An 18150-nucleotide genomic window follows, 5' to 3' on the forward strand; every position below is an offset into this window, starting at 1 on the left:
ATCGGCGTATTGTTCTAGCTCTTGTATGTTGTTTAATTCCATCTTTCCTCATCCTTTCGAATACATAATAAAAAGCCTCCATCCTAAGATGAAAGCTTTGACATTGTGATAACCCTATTGTCGAGAGCTCATTTGCGACTCGTGGTAGAACACACCACATTATTTTGTAGCAAATTGTATTGGGTGCTTTTCCGGGCATTTTGTTGCTGTAGTAAGTTTAACTGAAATAAATGGAAAGTGGAGGAAGTTCATTTATAAACCATTCCTTTATTTATCTCCATATGAAACTTTGAATTGATGCATATGTTGAAAAGAAAAATACTCCTATTAGAAACAAACCATAAGCTTTTCTCTTACTTTGAAATTCTCTAATTCCTAAGGTTAACATAGATAAACCCAAAAAGAATATCATTAGGAAATTCAGCTGGTAATCACGTGTAATAAGTCCATAAGTTGAAAGAGATATTGCTATGATAGCAAAGGCAATTGGTAAAATTTTCAGCATAACCTTCTACACCTCTTTAAATTTCATATTTATTTATCATACTACAAAAAAGAGTAAATGTAAATAAATGTAAATAAATTACCTTTTATATTAATTAATAAACCTAATCTCTTAAAAATATAGATCGACCGTGTATGTCATGCTCCGACAAGTTTGCTCAGCGCTGATCGATCCTCTATCTGTTTTTCCCTAATATTTAGGTTTTGATAAATACCAAGGGAGGAAAACCTTACCTCACCGACCTACCTCCGATTGTACATTATTATTTTCAACTCCCCTAATGTCGAGGAGATTTATGGAAATAAAAAAAGACTAGGTACTCATGTGAGCGCCTGAACTTGATTAATAACTTGCTGTTGATAATTATGTTGGTTATTTGATGGGTATTAATTCAAATCATTTTAAGAGATTAGAATATAATACTAAACAAACTATAAAGGAGGAATCTAGAAATGTTTAGTAGGCATACACAAACGAGCTGTTGTCAAAGTGAAGCGAACTACTTCCCTAAAATTGTTGCTACTCCTGGCCCCGTTGCACCTGTCACTCCTGGCGTATTAGGTTATGGGTCCCTGCGAGGAGATACATTAGATTTTTTATCGCCTGTATCGACACCCGTTACATTTGAGCAAGTGGGCCCTTTATCTAATGTAACTGTCAGCCCATCTGGAAATGAATTAGTAGTGCAAAACAATGGCGTATATCAAATTACTATTTCAATAAATGCACAAGCAACAGCATTACCCGATCCAGATCAACCGTATTTCACTGTCAGCATTACCGTAAATGGACTACCTATTTTTTTAGAAGGAATAGCTATTTTTAATGTACTAAATAGAAGTAGTTCAAGCTACATTGTCCAAGCTACTTTATCTGCCGGAGACTTAGTAGGAGTAAGTGCCTCGTCGGATTCTCTAGTCGCTGGTTACGCCAGTCGTTCTTTAACCGTTATTCAAATAGGTGGTTAAAAAACATTAAGGTAATTGACCTTTGCTGTTAAACACTACGATGTGCAATGTTAATTCCCTTCAAAATCACTTCTGGTAAGTGTACCAACAGCGAATTTATCTAGATGTGATTTATCGTTGGGCTTTTTATCTACTGCGATTTTAGTTAGCTTGTTTGTGAATTGCATTATGTCATCATCCTTTTCTGTTGGTATTTCAGATTTCTGCTGGCTTCATCGATGCCTTAATTCATTTCAAAAAACGATTCCAACGATCTTCATTTAAAATTCATTGCGGACAATACGTGCCGTTCCAACCCTGGTGCTTCTTCACTTACTTAATACCCCAACCGAATTGTTTTAAATGCTTCGCAATGTGTTGAACAGCGTTTTCCTCTGCAACTCGATAACGTAATCCACTACTTTTGCTGTGACAAATTTTGATATCAATAGAAAGCCAGTTTCCTTTCTTTATCGCATTAGGATCAGTACTACCCCCACAATGCCAAACATTTCGATTAAAAGGTATAGCCTGAATGCTTTCTTTATCATCCACAGTAACATGATAAGACACCTGATTGTTGTTGCTAATCCTATATGAAATCTCATTAGCTGTGTGGCCTTGTTGCGTATAGTGATAAATTGAGGCGCCATTGTGTATGGTGCCTTGATTGGATATTTGTTTATTGGTAGCAAGGACTGCTTAAAGCATATGTCATTTCGCTTTTTTCTTCTTTGTATTGAATATCTCTAATGCTCTCTTAACTGGTACATACATATTCACACCGAGTTTTGCTGAAATTTCGCCTAAGCTAACTAGTTCGTTTAAGATAAACATTACTACAACAGCATCTGGAATAATCTGTCCAATTGTAAATCCTTGATCTTGCAGCACTAAATAGATGAGATTAGCTACGATTCAAACCAACATCATGCTTTTTTTGATGATGCCTTGATACCGACGCTTACTGTTAATCGTTCCCCAGTTAGCTGCCATTCCAGATAAAATCGATTGCATTTAAAATAAAATGTACTGTCATAAACCTCAGCCGCCTACTGTGCTAAGTAAACTTAAATGTTTGTTCCATTTATCTACAATCTTTGCCCTTTTTGAAAGTAAAAAGCCATGAGGCAAATCGAGAATATTGTGTACCGTTGCCCATCTCCATTAATAATCATAGCGCATAATAAAAGCCCTCCATGTTTGTGGAAGGCTAAAGAATATCCATACCGCCTGTTACTAATCAATATGTACAAAAAACATCACTTCTTTTTCAAAAATATTTAAAGGTTAATCTTCTTCCATTTACGAATTTTGGTTCTAAAGTTTGTAAATGGGGCAACTGAATTAATGTGAACCCATTTCCAAACAGGCCAATTAGCTTGTGTTTTTGCCCATCGCCTTTGATCAACTTCAAATAATTCCTTCTCAGATAGAATATTTAACCACTCACATAAATTAGTGACCGCCTCATCAAGCATTGATTGTTGTTCTTTCAAAGAGTACGCTCCATATTGTTCATAAAAAGAATTGTACAATCCACCTAGATTATTCCACTTATAGCCTTCTGCTGGCGTGTGTACTTCTTCTCCCTGTTGTTCTTTTTGCTCCCAGTGAAGCAAAAGATTTATCCATCCAAGTTGATAAGAAAGGTTTTCAGATGGAGTTTTATCCACTTCCTCAATCCGTTTGTTTTTCAAGACTTCTGGTATATCATTAAATTCTGCAATATATTTTTTATACTTGTCGTTAATCGTACTAATCAATTCTTCCTTGTTTGCATACTGCCTCACTTTACTCCCCTCTCTTCCATTTATTAGTTCAGCAAAATTGAATGATTTCCTTCTAAAAAATGAAATTTAAAATAATGCTTACCTATCTGTTTGAGTGGCAGATAATGACAGTACACTCAATTATGTTGTGTTTATTCAATGATAGCCCCACTATATTCACAAAATTAGTGATCATTGGTCTACAATCTATAATTGCTAATGCGCTCTTTAAAGACTTGTAAATCTTCTTTCGTTATTGGAGAGATTGTAATAATTTGAATTAAATAAATTTGCATTAGGTTCATTCGTGACTTCCATAGATATATATTTTATTTCACCATTCTTTTCATAAGCAAAAATTAAATACTTCTCTATGATTGTGCTCGTTTTTTCCTTTGCCTCTCCACCAATTATAGCACCTAATGAACCAAAAAGATTATTCCCTGCTATAGCTTTACCAGCATCACTTACCCAACTTTTTTGAATTTCAACATCTGTTTTTATTAGAATATCAATCACTTTATTTATATTTAATTCAATTGTGGCTTGACTTCTTTCAAACACGATTTTATCTTTGCATCTGTAAACAAATATCTCAGCACCTTCGGCAACTGGTAATCCAGCCATATGTTTTACTTTAATACATAGATCTGCATTGAATAGCTGTTGTCGAGATTTAGAACCAAGTACTTTACTCTCTGCCTCGAACTGTTGTTTCTTTTTCGCAGCTTCTCTTTGTTTACGTGCTTCTATAGCTTCAGCGCTATAGGCTCGTTTATAAAGTTTAATTAGAAATCCCTCAAATAAAACAATAAGTACCAATAAAATGATAGAAACTAGATAATCAGCACCTTCATATCCTTTGCTATTTAAAAACATGTTAGTTAAGCCGTACAAGAAATAAAATCCAACTAATGCAATAGCTATTAGATGAAGAACTTTTTTCACCAATATCCCTCCTCCTATATAAATATACATATATAATGAATGGGATTCTATTACAATTTTTAAAATGCTACTTTTATCGACTCATGCACCGTATTATCATGGCTAAAGCTTTTCAGTGCCAATAGCTTTTGACTATAAACTTGTGGTATGTGGTGGTGTGAGAATCATAGATATTTTAATAAAGAAACTCATCTTAGGTTCAAACTATTTAATACTAGAATGCTTAGGCCAACCTGGCTAGGCTCTTAGATTTCTTATTAACTTCTAAAATATTTTTTCGATGCAGTCATGTTGCCCATGTTGAATGCCAAAAACTTTAAGAAAGCTTAGTTTATTGATTTGACCCTCCCCTTACAGGATGCTTTATATTTAAAGTAATTTATAAGGAGGTGATTGTTATGCTGACCATTGGTGAATTTTCGAAAATATCTCATCTTACACTGAAAACGCTTCGCTACTACGATGAAATCGGACTTTTAAAGCCTGCTTTTGTTGATGCTAGAAATAACTATCGTTATTACAATGTTCCTCAATTAGAAACTGCTTTATCCATCTCGCGATTGAAAAACTATTTATTTTCTTTAGAAGAAATCAAATTTATTTTAACTAATTGGGATGATACCGAACTTCTTAGTTCTAAATTGAAAACAAAACAAGAAATTCTTACACAACAACTTACATTTTATGCTTCATTGTTAAATGAATTAAAACTTGATATTCATGAGCTTGATAAAAAGGGAAGTATCATGGGCTATTTAAATGAGATTGAGATTAAACTTGTGGATCACTTACCATATGATATCTTATCTCAGCGAAAGACAATAAATACCGATGATTTTCTAAAACACTTTAATGAGTTGTTTAGTAAAATTATGTTCAATAATTTATTACCTAGTGCAAAACCACTTGCTATTTTCCATAGTGCCGAATATGAACCTGATAATTATGATGTAGAAATGGCCATACCACTTACAACCGCCACGAATGAAACAAGATTATTTAATCCTGGTCTTTGTGCAATGGCTACGCTTATTGGTTCTTATGATAAACTACCTTCCATCCATACAAAACTACATGTTTGGATAACCGAACATAACTATAAACTAAATGGTGCACCGTTCGAAGTTTATCAAACAGATCCCTATAGTACACAAGAGGATAATAATATCACAGACGTATTTTTTCCTATTAAATATAAATAACAAAGGAGTGCCTTACTTTGTACGGTATAAATAATTCTACGATAAAAGAAAAAATCTTCATTTTAGTTGCTGAGATTATCTATTTAGTTATTGCATATTATTTACTTTTCAATACATATGGAAAATCTGCCATTTCTCTAGGGCTTTATATTGCTTTAATTATTACAGCTTTGCGATTAACAGCTATGATGTTTATTTGGTTACCTAGAGGTATTGCAATGCAGGAAGCTATCATGAACAGTATAGCTTTTGGGATTTATTATTTGGGCTTTCCCATTTTAATGATTACGAGCAAACAGGATCCAAACATAACAATGCTAATTGTAGGCTGGCTATTATTTTTAGGAGGAAGTATATTAAACACAGTTTCAGAATTACTTAGAAAACCTTTCAAAGACAATCCTGAAAACAAAGGTAAGCTCTATACGGGAGGTTTATTTAAATATGCGATTCATATTAATTACCTCGGAGACTGCCTTTGGGTACTAGGCTTAGCACTAATCTCTAACAATATTTATAGTTTGCTTATCCCTCTTAGTTTATTCTTCGTATTTGTTTTTGGCTATATCCCAAAATCAGATAATTACTTACAAAATAAGTACGGAGAACAATTTACAATATATAAACAGAAAACTAAAAAGCTAATCCCTTTCATTTGGTAAATAAAAAAACATCAGGTTCACCTATTATAGAATGGTCCCAGACTGTCGACTTAAGGAATCGAAAAGTTCACTCTCGATTCCTTTTATCTTTTTTTCTTCTTTCATTATGTTTAAATATGATAATGTACTACCCAATAAAATAGACTCTTCAAGCAAAACTCTTTTAAACAACTTGCCTAGCCAATTTCTTTAAATTCATGGCAGCAAAAATAAGCATCGCCTACCTGGACAATTTATTAAGACCTCTTAAGCTTGTCCATCATATTCCACACTTTTCCTTTGCATCCACAAAGACACGCTTAATCGTTTTTTTATTGGATGTCATAGGAAAAGGGCGTACATTTGGAACATGTGGTTGAGCGATAAAATAAATGGCTTGATCACAAACTTAGCATTAACTTCTCGTGCTATAAATTTGTAATAAACCTTAATATGAGAACAATAAAGAGCGTGTTTTGAAAATAACAATTGGGGTGCAGTTCATTGTCCAAAACACGCTCTTACTATATGTAGAAGTTTGAAGTCCATATTGTACGAAAGCACCTATTAGTTGAGCAAGCAATCTATCTATAATCTTTAATACCATCTTCAAAAGCCTGTCTATCTCCATTCTCAATTCCGTGCAATGCCTCTTGTAAAGCAAATGTACTTTTATAAAATTTAACCCGTTCAAATATTTCATCACCGTTAGGATATAGGTTAATACACATATCCAAAAAATCTTCGCCATAGCTAGAGAGTATTCCAGCAAAGTCATACGCTGGATCTCCTAAACCCGAACCACCAAAGTCTATTATCCCTGAAATCATACTTGTTTCTGGATTCCATAATATGTTAGATGCTCCGAAATCTCCGTGTATAAGTGTTATATCTAAATTTGAGAATGCCTTCCCTTTTAGAAACGTTTCAAAAGATTGTGAAATTTCCTTTTGAGCGTCGCTTCTGATAAAAGGAAATACATTATTTTGAATCTTATCATACAGGCTATACACCTCTTCAAGTGGGTTACTAACCTTTAGTTTCAAATCTCGACTTGCTTTTTCCCCTGAAATAGAGTGGAGTTCTACAAGAAAAGAAACAAGTTGTTTGGCCAACCCCTTAACCAATTCAACACTATTAACACCTGTTAAGCTCTCCTTCCACAAAGGAACACCATCTATTAGGTTATAGCCGGTGAAGACTTTACCTGGTTTTAACTCTTCAAAAGACTGATAAATTGGATTCGGAATAGGGGTTGAGATGATACCTTGAATGTATTTTAAAATTTCCGTCTCTCTTCTTAATTGATTGATTCCATTTTTATATTTTGGAAATCTAAAAACCAAAGATTTGTTTACAATGAACACATCATTATTCTGTCCAATTTCATTAGGATAAAAGTCTTCAATGGAAAGGTCAGAATAAAGCGACTGAATGGTTTCAATAAAGTTATTATTCATTTAGTAATCCCCCTTTCGGTCTCTTTCTATTGTGTTGATTCCCAAATTCTTGTTGAACTAATTACCCGTTTGTTTAAGTACATGAAGCGTTCCTAAATGTAATTACCAATACTCATTGTTTTTATGATTTTTTAAATAAATATATTTTTCATTTTTACTTATCAATCACACAATTCCCCCCTATCAATCGATTTTTCATCATAATTTATATGGTTTATTTTACCATGTTTTTAATTTTTACACAAAGCCAATTTAGCATACATACTCAACAACAAGATCACCTCTAAGAAAAACTAACGAGATGATTTTATCAGCTTTATTTCGAAAGCCTTAATTAATTTTTTATATAATACTTATAATTCCTACCTGTATTAATATAATTATATAGAATTACTACCATAGATACAGATCCCTACTAATAACCTATTATCGAATTTACAATTTAGGTATAAATACTTTTTAATCCAATCTTTACAAAACAATATATAGAAATATTATAAATGAATGGATATAATTTTTTTAGTAATCCTTTTACTATAAAGAATTACTAAAATTTATTTATTAGACGAGCTAAAATGTCTAATATTAACCACTCTATAAATAGTAGAGATTAATAAAGAGGTGTAGCAATTGGAAAATTACTCAATGAGAATAATACCAAGAATTTTTCTTCGCTATTATGAATTAATAGAAGATGAAATGATTTCTCAAGATGAAAAACAGCTAATTAAATTGGCTTTTACTTTATTAAATAAAAGAATAGAAAAAAATATTAGTCAAGATGAAATGGCTGAGAGAACTGGTCTATCCAAAAGTGTTATTTCGAGAATGGAAACCTTTAGCTCTATTCCATCCTCTTTAACCTTAACTAAATATGCAAGTGAATTAGGTATGGAACTAGTCCTTGTTGATAGAGAGCTTTATAAAATGTGGAATACAAAAAATAAATCGATAATGGAAAAGTGAGTTAATGTTAACCTTTTAAATAGTGAGCACTCCGCAAGTCCCTTACAGAAAGGTTGCAATTTTACTGATTACCATTATTCCTTATAAAATCAATACATCATTAAACATGCCCAGGTACTCATTTAAACTATCCTCAATTGCTAGACACTACCTAACAATTACGGTACGTTAACTGAATATCTGGGCTTTATAATTTATTCTGATGAACTTAATAAAATTGTGAGCACAGTACCCCACAAGAAAATCACACCATAATAAAGTCTTTGTAATAGACCTGCTGGCAATGGAAAGAAAAACAAAAGAATGTTGAATATGTATACTTCCCACATGATGTTACTCCTAGATCACTCATAGCTTGTTGCATAAAATTATAGGGTACAAGTGCAGTCATAATAAAAATAGGCTCTATCACAAAATATAAAATGGTCACAACCCAACTTACTATTCCTATTTTTTTAGATATATGTAACAATATTTTTCCTCCTTTCTCTATTTATATATTTGATTTCAAAATAAATTACTTCGTTAAACGATAATGAGTTTTAATCCTGCAAAATCTCCATGTATCATTATTCCAAAAGCAAATCTTTCTATTCATTTCTCATATTTAGCTCCTGCATTTGCTGCTCAATGTTACTGGGTAGGTAAAAGCATAGACATGTGATTACTTAATAATAAAATTATATTTTGCTTTATCTCCCTACGACAATATACTAATTGCTTTGCAAAATAAAAGGACATCCCTCTGTGTAAGGAATGTCTAAGTATTTATCTATACAAATCCAACAGATTTAACAGATATCTTTCTAATTCATTGATTGCAAACAATACTTCCTTATGAAGTCTATCTTCAACTACGCTATTATCAGTAAAAACCTCTAAGTATTTATTTACTTCTACAAAGAATTTTTCATATTTCTCTAAAAACTCATCAATTGTTTGATCACCAGGTGTTACAGATAAGTAAATAGTTTTGAATAAATTAAAGTCACTATATGCATTACTTAAAAAATAGATTGCCAGTGTTCTATCGCTATTAATATACAATTTTACAAAAGATAGGTTTTGTTTTATTTTATTCAATGCATCGATAAGATTTGTCGTCTGTTTAAGCATATTTGCCGTATTACTATACATTTCATACTCACCTCCATCATAAGCAGCAAATCGGTACATTTCAATATTTTTCCATAATCCCAGAAACACAGCAACTCTGGGTCGGCCATGTTGTCATTTCTTCGCTGAAAGTTTACCTATGTAGACAATCGTCTGTCTTTCCCTACTATTAAAGTCATGAAAAATATCAAAGGAGGGAAATCTTTTCGCAAACTTTAAAAAATTTAATCCTAAAATATAAAATCAGCTCTAGTGACGATTTTATTTGTGATCTAACTTTATTTTATGAATTGTCTCATGATGATTTCTTCGCCGATTCGTCCTATTAGTCTCTCATTTGTATCTTCAAATCCTACTTTAAAATATAGTTTTTGTGCTGGTATATTATCTTTGTCTACAACTAAAACAATTTCATCGCAATTAGGGAATTCTGCTTTCACAAACTCAACAAGTAAGGTCATTCCTTGTTTTGCGTAACCTTTTCCTTGCTCTGTATGGTTAATTGATAATGCAGTTAATAACATAGCATTCAAATTAGTAGAGTATTTCTTTACTCTTTCATTTGCATTGAGAAGGAAGAAACCCACTGGTGTATTATCACTTAAAATGACAATACGATACTGTCCTTCATTAATTTCTCCAAATTTGCTTGGAAGAGCAGAAAATTGTTTTTGTTCTTCTGTAAGTACAAAAGAGTTCAATTCTTTCATATATTCACTTGAAAAATGCTTTAATTCAACCCTTTTCCATTTTTCCATAAGATCATTCTCCATTCATTTTTCTATACTTTACCACTTAATTAGGTTTTGGTCATTCATTTATTTGAAATTTCCGAAATATAATAACGACGTAAAAATTTTCTTATTTAACAGTGGATTGTTTCGCCTGCTGGATTCTGTGATGGGACACGTCTCAGAATATGATATTGCTTAATTTAGAGAAGGTTCAGTACTGGAGAAATGCGAGTATTGTAACATGTTTAAAGAAAACGGCATTGTACGAGATATGAGTACTAATTCAAGACATCGATTCAACCTGAAAAAAAGACGATTTTCCATTTTTATTTCATTAATTATTTATTTTATTCTTTTGTTAATTGTCCTGAATTCATAAACTTTTAAGAATTTGTGTGTTTCAACTTTAGAAGAAATAGCGAAATTACATAAAAAGGAATTTTTGATTGAAGAGGTGTATTTAGCAGAGGTAAGATAGTTGATAAAAGATAGCTGCTTCACGATTTTAGTTTCGTTTATAAAAAAGACTGCTGACAAACATCAAATTTGAGTTTGTCAGCAGTCTGATACTACTCAATTAAGAGTGGTATGTTTCATTAAAAATTAAAGTTTTACGATGTTAGCAGCTTGTGGTCCGCGTTGACCTTCTTCTACTGTGAATTCAACTTTTTGACCTTCTTCAAGTGATTTGAAACCTTCACCTTGAATAGCTGAGAAGTGAGCGAATACGTCTTGTCCGCCTTCAACTTCGATGAAACCAAAACCTTTTTCTGCGTTAAACCATTTTACTGTACCTTGTGTCATGTAAATGACCTCCATTAATCAAATTAAATAAAATCACATTCATAAAAAAACACATATCACAAAAAGCATCTATCAAAACACGATTACTTTTTGTAATATGTGAATTCATTGCATCTTTTTTTTCGGATGATTCTATTGAATACAATATACCATGTAAAATCACCTTTGTCTAGTCCTAAACTGTTTAAATTTTGGAATATCCATTTTTTCTTGAGGTTAGGCATGAAAAGCAATGTTTTTTCCCCTTATCGGAACTTCACAGTATTATTGCGTTTTATAAACGAAAATCATCAGAAACATTTATTATCCAGCTGCTATCAGTGGAAGCCAGAAACGTTACTGCATCGGCAATATCCTCTATTCGCCCTATTCGATTGCAAATAGAAGATTAACTCCCGCTACAATGCTTTCTGAGCAACAGGCGATCATCAAGCATTCAAATCCGTTATTGCAGGAATAGTAATTTCCTTTACACATGAAACAGGTGATAAATGGATGACACATTGCACAATTGATACAATATCTTGTACAGGAATACGAGTCCCTTCATATAAATGAATTGCTTTCTCTGCCCCTTCTTCATAAGGTACTTCTGCTGCTAGCTCCCCTGGGTTAATACATGTGACAGAAATTTTATCCTTTCTTAAATGTTCACGAAGGGCATTGGTAATGCCACGTAAGCCGAATTTAGATGTAACAAATGAAACTTGTGCATTGTTCGTGTGATCTAAGCCCGCTGTTGAGCCAATTAAAATCACTTTTCCATTTTCCGCTTGTCTTAAATTTGGTAAAAGCGCTTGGATATATGTAATTGTAGAAGTTAAATTTATATTGATTATGTTTGAAATATCTACGACCTCATCCAAATCAAATGTATAGTCATCCTCGAATCCACGCTTTTCCCATACGCCAACATTGTAAATTAATACATCGAAAGGAATGTCTTTTACCTTCTCTTTTAAAGTTGGAATTGATTGCTGATTGGACAAATCAATAGCGAGCCAATGACGATTGACACCATCGTTGAGATTTAAGCTTTTAGGTCGAGAACGTGACACGATCCATACAGAGTCTCCCATGACGGGTAAACCTTTGACAAATGCATCACCCAGTCCTTGACTCGCTCCAAATATAATGAAATTCTTACTCATTCCACCATCTCCTTACCAGTTATTGCTATTCATTATAATAATTACAGAGTTATACAGCAATGAAAGTGGTTTATTGCTATGACAAACGTAATTTGACTTCTGCCTTTTTTGCTCTTATATTAACGACGCCACACTAGGGGATTAAAATCAGCACCCTAAGCCTGTATAGCTGATGCAAAATCTTAAGAAATCTTCATAAATATTCTCAATAATTATTAATAATTTCCATTTACAATAAGGAAAGTCGACAATATTACATCAAGAAAAGCTAAATCATCAGTTAGGAGCGTTTTAAATTGGGCGTAACAGAAATTATCAATAACATTCAATCTTTAATGCTGCCAGTAATGATTATTATTGGTGTTGAGTTTTTACTCATTGCATTCTATTATTTCTTTTATAATAAAAAGGAACCATCCGTTCGGAAACGAAACCACGTAAAAAAACTTATGCTTGGAGCACTCTTCATCGGCTATATTGTTTTTGTTTGTGAGTTAACAATTATTGGCCGAGGCTCTTCTCATTTTCTGCAGATGAATCTCCAACCATTTAGTGGTTATATCGATGCATGGAAAAAATATTCGTTACGAGATCTTCAAAATTGTATTTTTAATATTTTAATGTTTGTACCATTAGGCGTTTTCTTGCCCCTGCTTTTCCCTAAATTTAAACTATTCAAGTGGCTTTTTCTCGTAGTCGTCAGTGCTACATTATCCATTGAAACATATCAAACACTTACAGGAGCGGGAATTTTCGAGCTTGATGACTTAATCAACAACTCAATTGGTGGGATTATCGGATACCAGTTATATAGACTTGTGGCTTCCATTGTTCAGCATAAAAAAGTAAAAATAAAAAGTCTAATTGGCAATCTGGCCATCCCACTCATAATGGGTTTGATTTTTGTTGGGATGATGATTGTCTACAACCAACAAGAGTTTGGTCATCTTGCAATAAATGCCTATACAAAATCGAATATGTCAGGTGTTGATGTCTCCACTTCATTGGACTTAAGTACAGCACCCACAGTTGCCCCCGTGTATAAGAAAATAATGAAGAATGACGAAGTTGAAACCTTGCTGCAAAAAAAACTAGGTTTATCCGTAACGAGTACAACGGAAAATAGAGGGGATCGCGAAATTTTATTGGCAGACAACACAGGTAATCCTTATACATTATTTATCAGTTCACAGGGCAATTGGTCATTAACAGAGAATCTGTATACACCTGACCAAACTACAGCAGCAGGACAAGATTCTGTTAACAAGGCGAAGGCAATAATGGACGAACTTGCTCTCCTCCCTCAAGAGGCAGAGTTTACTGTATGGGAGAATGGTGAATTAGAATGGACACTTCCAGATCGCGCTAATATCAACAAAGATTATTGGCTTGGGGAAGTAAGTCTTGGGCTGAAACCAGATGGCGATGTATATTCCTTATCATCTAATCTACGTAACCATCAATTTATAACGGAAGTAAACATTTTGTCCCCTACAGAAGTGTATGAACGTATTAAGAATGGCGAATTTCCGCAAATAAAATATAATGCACTCGTAACAGACGAAGAACTTACAATAAAAAAAGGCGATCAACTGTCTATAGAATTAATAGAGCTTACGCATATGTATGATACAAAAGGTTTCTATCAGCCTGTTTACAATGTTTCCGGAACATTGAATGGCAAAAGCTGGTTCACCTTGATTCAGGCAAGAAAATAGCTTTTTATATTCTCCAAACATGAGAAAAGCCCAGGCTCGAATATGAGTAACTGGGCTTTAGGTGTTCGTCCAATTACTGAATTAAGTGTCGAATATACTACCTTTAGTAAATAAAAAGGAGGGTAGTTAATGTCTTATAAACATATAAATATGGGCTGTTGTCAAAAAGAAACAAACTCTTTCCCCAAAATTATTGCTATTCCTGGTCCTGTTCCCACACCCAATATTGGTGTCTTAAGTTATGGATCCATAAGAGGTGACACCTTAGAAATTATATCCCCTATTGCGGCACCTATTCCATTTCAGCAAGTGGGCCCTTTATCTAATGTAACAGTAAGTCCATCTGGAAATGAATTAGTAGTGCAAAGCAATGGCGTCTATCAAATTGCGATATCGATAAATGCTCAAACGACAGTAGAACCTGATCCATTACAATCCTATTTTACAGTTAGTATTACCGTCAACGGACAACCCATTTTTCTAGATGGTCTCGCTATTTTTAATGTGTTAAATAGAAGCAGTTCTACCTATGTTGTTCAAGCTTCATTATCCGCAGGCGATCTAGTAGGAGTAAGTGCCTCATCGGCCAATCCAATCGCTAACTACGCGAATCGTTCCTTGTCCATTATTCAATTGAGTTAGTTGGAGCGTTCATAATATCTCTTGAATTTTTCAAATAGCCATAACTTAACTGGGTTACAACTGCTGCGATACCATAGGAATTTAGCTCTCATATCTACCTTTTTAGAGATGGGAGCTATTTTACTGGGTTTGTAGTGTATAAAAAATTTGTACTAGCTGAGGATCTTTCTGAAAAATGCTGCAAAAGGTTCAGGAAAAACGAATGTTCCTCTGTGATAATGTGTCGTGAAGTTACCGAAAATATCATCTTACACTGTCCATGCATTCCACTGCTTACTTCAGACAGTATTAATAATCAGTTTCATGGAAGAACCAGAGGACATACTAATATATTCTTGCAATGTAGGATAAACTAATGGAGACCCATGTTTTTAATCATATTAGTAGAGAATAAATAAGTAAACGATGTGTGTTAATGCGACTTACATTAACACATTCTCTTATATTGTACCGCGCTATAAGTTATTTACTCCGTTCGTGAGAATCCACTCCTCTTCGCGAGTATTTCACCCCTCTTCGCGAGTATTTCACTCCTCTTCGCGAGTATTTCACCCCTCTTCGCGAGTATTTCACCCCTCTTCGCGAGTATTTCACCCCTCTTCGCGAGTATTTCACCCCTCTCCGCGAGTATTTCACTCCTCTCCGCGAGTATTTCACTCCTCTCCGCGAGTATTTCACTCCTCTCCGCGAGTATTTCACTCCTCTTCGCGAGTATTTCACCCCTCTTCGCGAGTATTTCACTCCTCTCCGCGAGTATTTCACTTCTCTTCGCGAATATTCATATCCTTCATAGCCTATTCTCTATTCAACATTCATACTTATAAATCTTTATATTTTTGTCAAAACTATTTGATAACTAACCAAATATAAAAGTAGGGACATGATGACAAAAAAACATATCGTATTTCTCCTATTCATTTTAACGTCTGCCTTTTTTATGACCGGTTGTTGGGATGTGACGGAGCCTCAAAGAATGTATTATGTCAATGCCGTTGGGGTAGATTATGAGGATAATCAGTACAAGGTTTATTTACAAATTATTAATTTTGCTGATGTAGCGAAATCCGATCAGCCTAGTGGCAATGTTGCACCTGCTGAAGTAGGCTTTGCTGAAGGTAAAACCGTGGAAGAAGCAATTTATAAATTGTATCGTTCCTCTGACCAGGAGATTTTTTGGGGGCATATGAGGTATTTGCTCTTTACAGAACGAGCCATGGAAAATGAACGAAGTATCCCTGTGATTGATACGTTCATTCGTTTTCGAGAGACTCGTTATCATATTTGGGTCTACAGTACAACGGACCCCATTAAAGATGTCATGCTTATCACACCGATTTTAAGAAATTCTCTGACTTCTTCAAAATTAAGTAATCCTGTCAATACAACGCAACAAGAATCCTTTATTGAGCCTCAAAACTTAAGAAATTTAATTATTGGTTTAAATGAACCGAGCCATGAGGTCAGTATCCCCTACGTGTCCATCATGAAAGATTGGGAAACGATGGATGAAGAAGTTGAAGAAACAACGTTCTCAGGTGTAGGAATTCTCTCAAAGGATGGCTTTAAAGGCTTTATTAAGAATTCTGCAGCAAAAGGCAATCAATGGATGCATAATGAAACTAGTCGCGGAGAGGTCACCTTTAAATTAGAAGGTGGCGAAAGAGATTATCTAACCGCTGATTTAGATAAATTAGATGTCAAAGTGAAGCCTGTCATTAAGAATAATCAAGTGACATTTGATATTACGATTCATTTGCGTGCTACCTTGAATGGATTTAAAGGAAAAATAAACTCTGATGAGGTGAGAGCCAATATTATAAAAGAAGTAAAAAAACAAATATTGACAACCTATGAGGAAGGTTTAAAGTTGGACGTTGATATTTATCGTTTTTCAGAGTATCTCTATCGCTCCAACGTCAAGACGTGGAAAAAGTTAGAGAAAGATGGAAAAATCCCTTTAACAAAGGATTCCATTGGGGACATAACGATCCAAGTAACAAAAATAAACCCGGGTCGTAAAACGTATGAAGAGACCATTGAAGAATAAGACCCCTATAGCTGCCAGCATGATGGAAAGCTGTATAGCCTGTTTTAGAATGATCGGAGGCATCATATTTTCTGACGGATTGATTTGTTGTCTGTATGCTACTACAAATTAAAAATATCAGCTAATATGGATAGTTGACCGCTAAAACAAAAAACCAGGTGCTCATCTTTGAGGAGCATCTGGTTTTATTGTGAAAGTGAATCTTACTAATTTGCTTAGTTTTGATTCGTTATAATACTACGATAAGTTGGAGCACTGAACAAGTTAAAATATTTTCCAATAAACTTTTAAGGGGATTTAATGGTTTTTCGAGAAAATAAATTGCCCTTTCAAATTTTATAGTGTTTATTCTATAAAATACTTTGCAGAGCAAGTAAACAAAAGGACCAGTCACTCTCCATGAGCGCTGGTCCTCTCATATTGTTGAAAAAGATGCTATTTTACTAAAATTCTATTGCTTGTTTTGTTTTTCAACACTATGAAAATCTTCTTGATCACTATACAAATATACAAAAAGGACTAGATCCCTACATCCTCATGTGGGTCCTAGCCTTTTTAGTGAAAGTGAATCTTACTAATTTTGCTTAGCTTTTGATTCAATTAAGAATACGTCTAAATTCCATAAAGGTTTCATTTTTTCGTTAAAAATCGATAATGCTACACAAAAAGACCAGGAAAACACGAAAAATGTGCTCCTGGTCCCTTTGTGAAAAGTGAATGTTACTAGTTTGCTTTAGTTTTTGTATTCTACTAATGAGTTAGACGAGTGATGTTTTAAAAAAGTTACATCTATTTTAAAAAGTTTTTATTCCACCAATTTTACAACAAAATCAAACATGCCCTCCGCACCATCTATCGTAATAATGGACATAGAATACATTCCTTCTGGCATAGTATAGCTTCCTTTTTCCAGTATTGCCGTATGTGCTTTTTCAGCTGCTAATGTCCCTTGAGCCCATAGCTTGCCATCTGAGTCAATCATTTTCCAACTAAATTGTTGTGTGCCTTTATTTTTCACACTGTATTGAATGCCTAGCTTGTCTGGTGAATGGTTACTATAAAAGGTGTCATGAAACTCACCATTTCCAGTTGTTCCATCACATAATTTATAGAAAGCCTATGGTACACTGCTACTTCCTTTTTTTGGGGTTGAACAGCATTTTTCATAATTCTCAATTTTCTCTCTATTTCCCAGGCAATTAACTACTTCAATATAGAGAATCAGTATACTATAGTAGTGTAAAGCTAATTAGCCTTACACCTCCAAGACTTGTTACTAGGGTCACTGTTCATGCAGTGACCCGCTTATGATTGATAAACCCCTAAAGGATTTCCATCTTTTGTTTTTCCCTCCCCTCCTAGAGCATTGACTTTCACATCATGATCCACTAAAAATTGATAGGTCTCTTCAATATTGCGCGACATGTAATTAAAATTACCAACCCAAAATATTTCTCTGGAAAACATCATGGCTGATGTTCCTTTGCTTTTACTAAG

Annotated in this window: 18 protein-coding genes and 2 pseudogenes; 7 read left to right on the forward strand and 13 right to left on the reverse strand. The window is 33.9% G+C overall.

Annotated elements, in window-relative coordinates:
- Window positions 1-271: 271 nt before the first annotated feature.
- Window positions 272-505, reverse strand: a complete 234-nt coding sequence (locus tag NST76_RS11995; protein ID WP_036117066.1) for a DUF3953 domain-containing protein — start codon at window positions 503-505, stop codon at window positions 272-274.
- A gap of 452 nt (window positions 506-957) precedes the next feature.
- Between NST76_RS11995 and NST76_RS12000 the strand changes: the two genes are divergently transcribed.
- Window positions 958-1473: a hypothetical protein gene (locus tag NST76_RS12000; RefSeq protein WP_036117068.1), complete on the forward strand. Its 516-nt coding sequence runs from the start codon at window positions 958-960 to the stop codon at window positions 1471-1473.
- A 312-nt stretch (window positions 1474-1785) separates the two neighbouring features.
- Here NST76_RS12000 and NST76_RS12005 read toward each other — a convergent pair whose 3' ends face one another.
- The 3 genes from NST76_RS12005 to NST76_RS12015 form a co-directional block, all read right to left on the reverse strand.
- Entirely contained in the window at window positions 1786-2130 is a 345-nt protein-coding gene (locus NST76_RS12005; RefSeq protein WP_308302777.1) for an N-acetylmuramoyl-L-alanine amidase, read from the reverse strand.
- Between the two features lie 605 nt (window positions 2131-2735).
- On the reverse strand, window positions 2736-3245 hold the full coding sequence (locus NST76_RS12010; RefSeq protein ID WP_036117070.1) for a ClbS/DfsB family four-helix bundle protein: 510 nt from the start codon (window positions 3243-3245) through the stop codon (window positions 2736-2738).
- Window positions 3246-3452: 207 nt separating this feature from the next.
- Window positions 3453-4172: a hypothetical protein gene (locus NST76_RS12015; protein ID WP_340809108.1), complete on the reverse strand. Its 720-nt coding sequence runs from the start codon at window positions 4170-4172 to the stop codon at window positions 3453-3455.
- Window positions 4173-4570: 398 nt separating this feature from the next.
- On the opposite strand from NST76_RS12015, the gene NST76_RS12020 reads away from it, so the two are divergent.
- Together NST76_RS12020 and NST76_RS12025 are read left to right on the forward strand one after the other, a co-directional pair.
- Window positions 4571-5374: a MerR family transcriptional regulator gene (locus NST76_RS12020; protein ID WP_036117073.1), complete on the forward strand. Its 804-nt coding sequence runs from the start codon at window positions 4571-4573 to the stop codon at window positions 5372-5374.
- 17 nt (window positions 5375-5391) lie between these two features.
- On the forward strand, window positions 5392-6036 hold the full coding sequence (locus NST76_RS12025) for a DUF1295 domain-containing protein (RefSeq protein ID WP_058843659.1): 645 nt from the start codon (window positions 5392-5394) through the stop codon (window positions 6034-6036).
- A 563-nt stretch (window positions 6037-6599) separates the two neighbouring features.
- On the opposite strand, the gene NST76_RS12030 is transcribed toward NST76_RS12025, so the two are convergent.
- Window positions 6600-7475 carry an aminoglycoside phosphotransferase family protein gene (locus NST76_RS12030; RefSeq protein ID WP_342543913.1) on the reverse strand — a complete coding sequence of 292 codons (876 nt, stop codon included), beginning with the start codon at window positions 7473-7475 and terminating at the stop codon, window positions 6600-6602.
- Between the two features lie 630 nt (window positions 7476-8105).
- Between NST76_RS12030 and NST76_RS12035 the strand changes: the two genes are divergently transcribed.
- A complete protein-coding gene (locus NST76_RS12035) occupies window positions 8106-8441 on the forward strand; it encodes a helix-turn-helix transcriptional regulator (RefSeq protein ID WP_036117079.1) in 336 nt (111 codons plus the stop codon).
- Window positions 8442-8635: 194 nt separating this feature from the next.
- Here NST76_RS12035 and NST76_RS12040 read toward each other — a convergent pair.
- The 6 genes and pseudogenes from NST76_RS12040 to NST76_RS12065 all read right to left on the reverse strand — a co-directional run bounded on the left by NST76_RS12040 (window position 8636) and on the right by NST76_RS12065 (window position 12246).
- Window positions 8636-8916 (reverse strand): annotated as a pseudogene (locus tag NST76_RS12040) (hypothetical protein).
- A gap of 293 nt (window positions 8917-9209) precedes the next feature.
- The gene (locus tag NST76_RS12045; RefSeq protein ID WP_342543914.1) at window positions 9210-9578 is read right to left on the reverse strand and encodes a hypothetical protein; all 369 of its coding nucleotides are present in this window, start codon (window positions 9576-9578) and stop codon (window positions 9210-9212) included.
- Between the two features lie 257 nt (window positions 9579-9835).
- Window positions 9836-10315: a GNAT family N-acetyltransferase gene (locus NST76_RS12050; protein WP_342543915.1), complete on the reverse strand. Its 480-nt coding sequence runs from the start codon at window positions 10313-10315 to the stop codon at window positions 9836-9838.
- Window positions 10316-10894: 579 nt separating this feature from the next.
- On the reverse strand, window positions 10895-11095 hold the full coding sequence (locus tag NST76_RS12055; RefSeq protein ID WP_004225195.1) for a cold-shock protein: 201 nt from the start codon (window positions 11093-11095) through the stop codon (window positions 10895-10897).
- 274 nt (window positions 11096-11369) lie between these two features.
- Window positions 11370-11483: pseudogene (locus NST76_RS12060) on the reverse strand (short-chain dehydrogenase); the annotation flags it as partial.
- A 40-nt stretch (window positions 11484-11523) separates the two neighbouring features.
- The gene (locus tag NST76_RS12065; protein WP_101966723.1) at window positions 11524-12246 is read right to left on the reverse strand and encodes an SDR family NAD(P)-dependent oxidoreductase; all 723 of its coding nucleotides are present in this window, start codon (window positions 12244-12246) and stop codon (window positions 11524-11526) included.
- A gap of 296 nt (window positions 12247-12542) precedes the next feature.
- Between NST76_RS12065 and NST76_RS12070 the strand changes: the two genes are divergently transcribed.
- From NST76_RS12070 to NST76_RS12080, 3 genes are all read left to right on the forward strand, one after another.
- Window positions 12543-13964, forward strand: coding sequence for a VanZ family protein (locus NST76_RS12070; protein ID WP_101966724.1), 1422 nt, complete (start codon window positions 12543-12545; stop codon window positions 13962-13964).
- Window positions 13965-14093: 129 nt separating this feature from the next.
- The gene (locus NST76_RS12075) at window positions 14094-14606 is read left to right on the forward strand and encodes a hypothetical protein (RefSeq protein ID WP_101966725.1); all 513 of its coding nucleotides are present in this window, start codon (window positions 14094-14096) and stop codon (window positions 14604-14606) included.
- An 883-nt stretch (window positions 14607-15489) separates the two neighbouring features.
- Window positions 15490-16653 (forward strand): Ger(x)C family spore germination protein, encoded by a 1164-nt coding sequence (locus tag NST76_RS12080; RefSeq protein ID WP_036117094.1) that lies wholly within the window; start codon window positions 15490-15492, stop codon window positions 16651-16653.
- 805 nt (window positions 16654-17458) lie between these two features.
- On the opposite strand, the gene NST76_RS12085 is transcribed toward NST76_RS12080, so the two are convergent.
- Window positions 17459-17671 (reverse strand): hypothetical protein, encoded by a 213-nt coding sequence (locus tag NST76_RS12085; protein ID WP_342543917.1) that lies wholly within the window; start codon window positions 17669-17671, stop codon window positions 17459-17461.
- A 287-nt stretch (window positions 17672-17958) separates the two neighbouring features.
- Window positions 17959-18123 carry a hypothetical protein gene (locus NST76_RS12090; protein ID WP_244504829.1) on the reverse strand — a complete coding sequence of 55 codons (165 nt, stop codon included), beginning with the start codon at window positions 18121-18123 and terminating at the stop codon, window positions 17959-17961.
- Window positions 18124-18150 lie beyond the last annotated feature (27 nt).

The sequence above is a fragment of the Lysinibacillus sp. FSL W7-1291 genome (assembly GCF_038593415.1).
Lineage (GTDB): Bacteria > Bacillota > Bacilli > Bacillales_A > Planococcaceae > Lysinibacillus > Lysinibacillus fusiformis_D.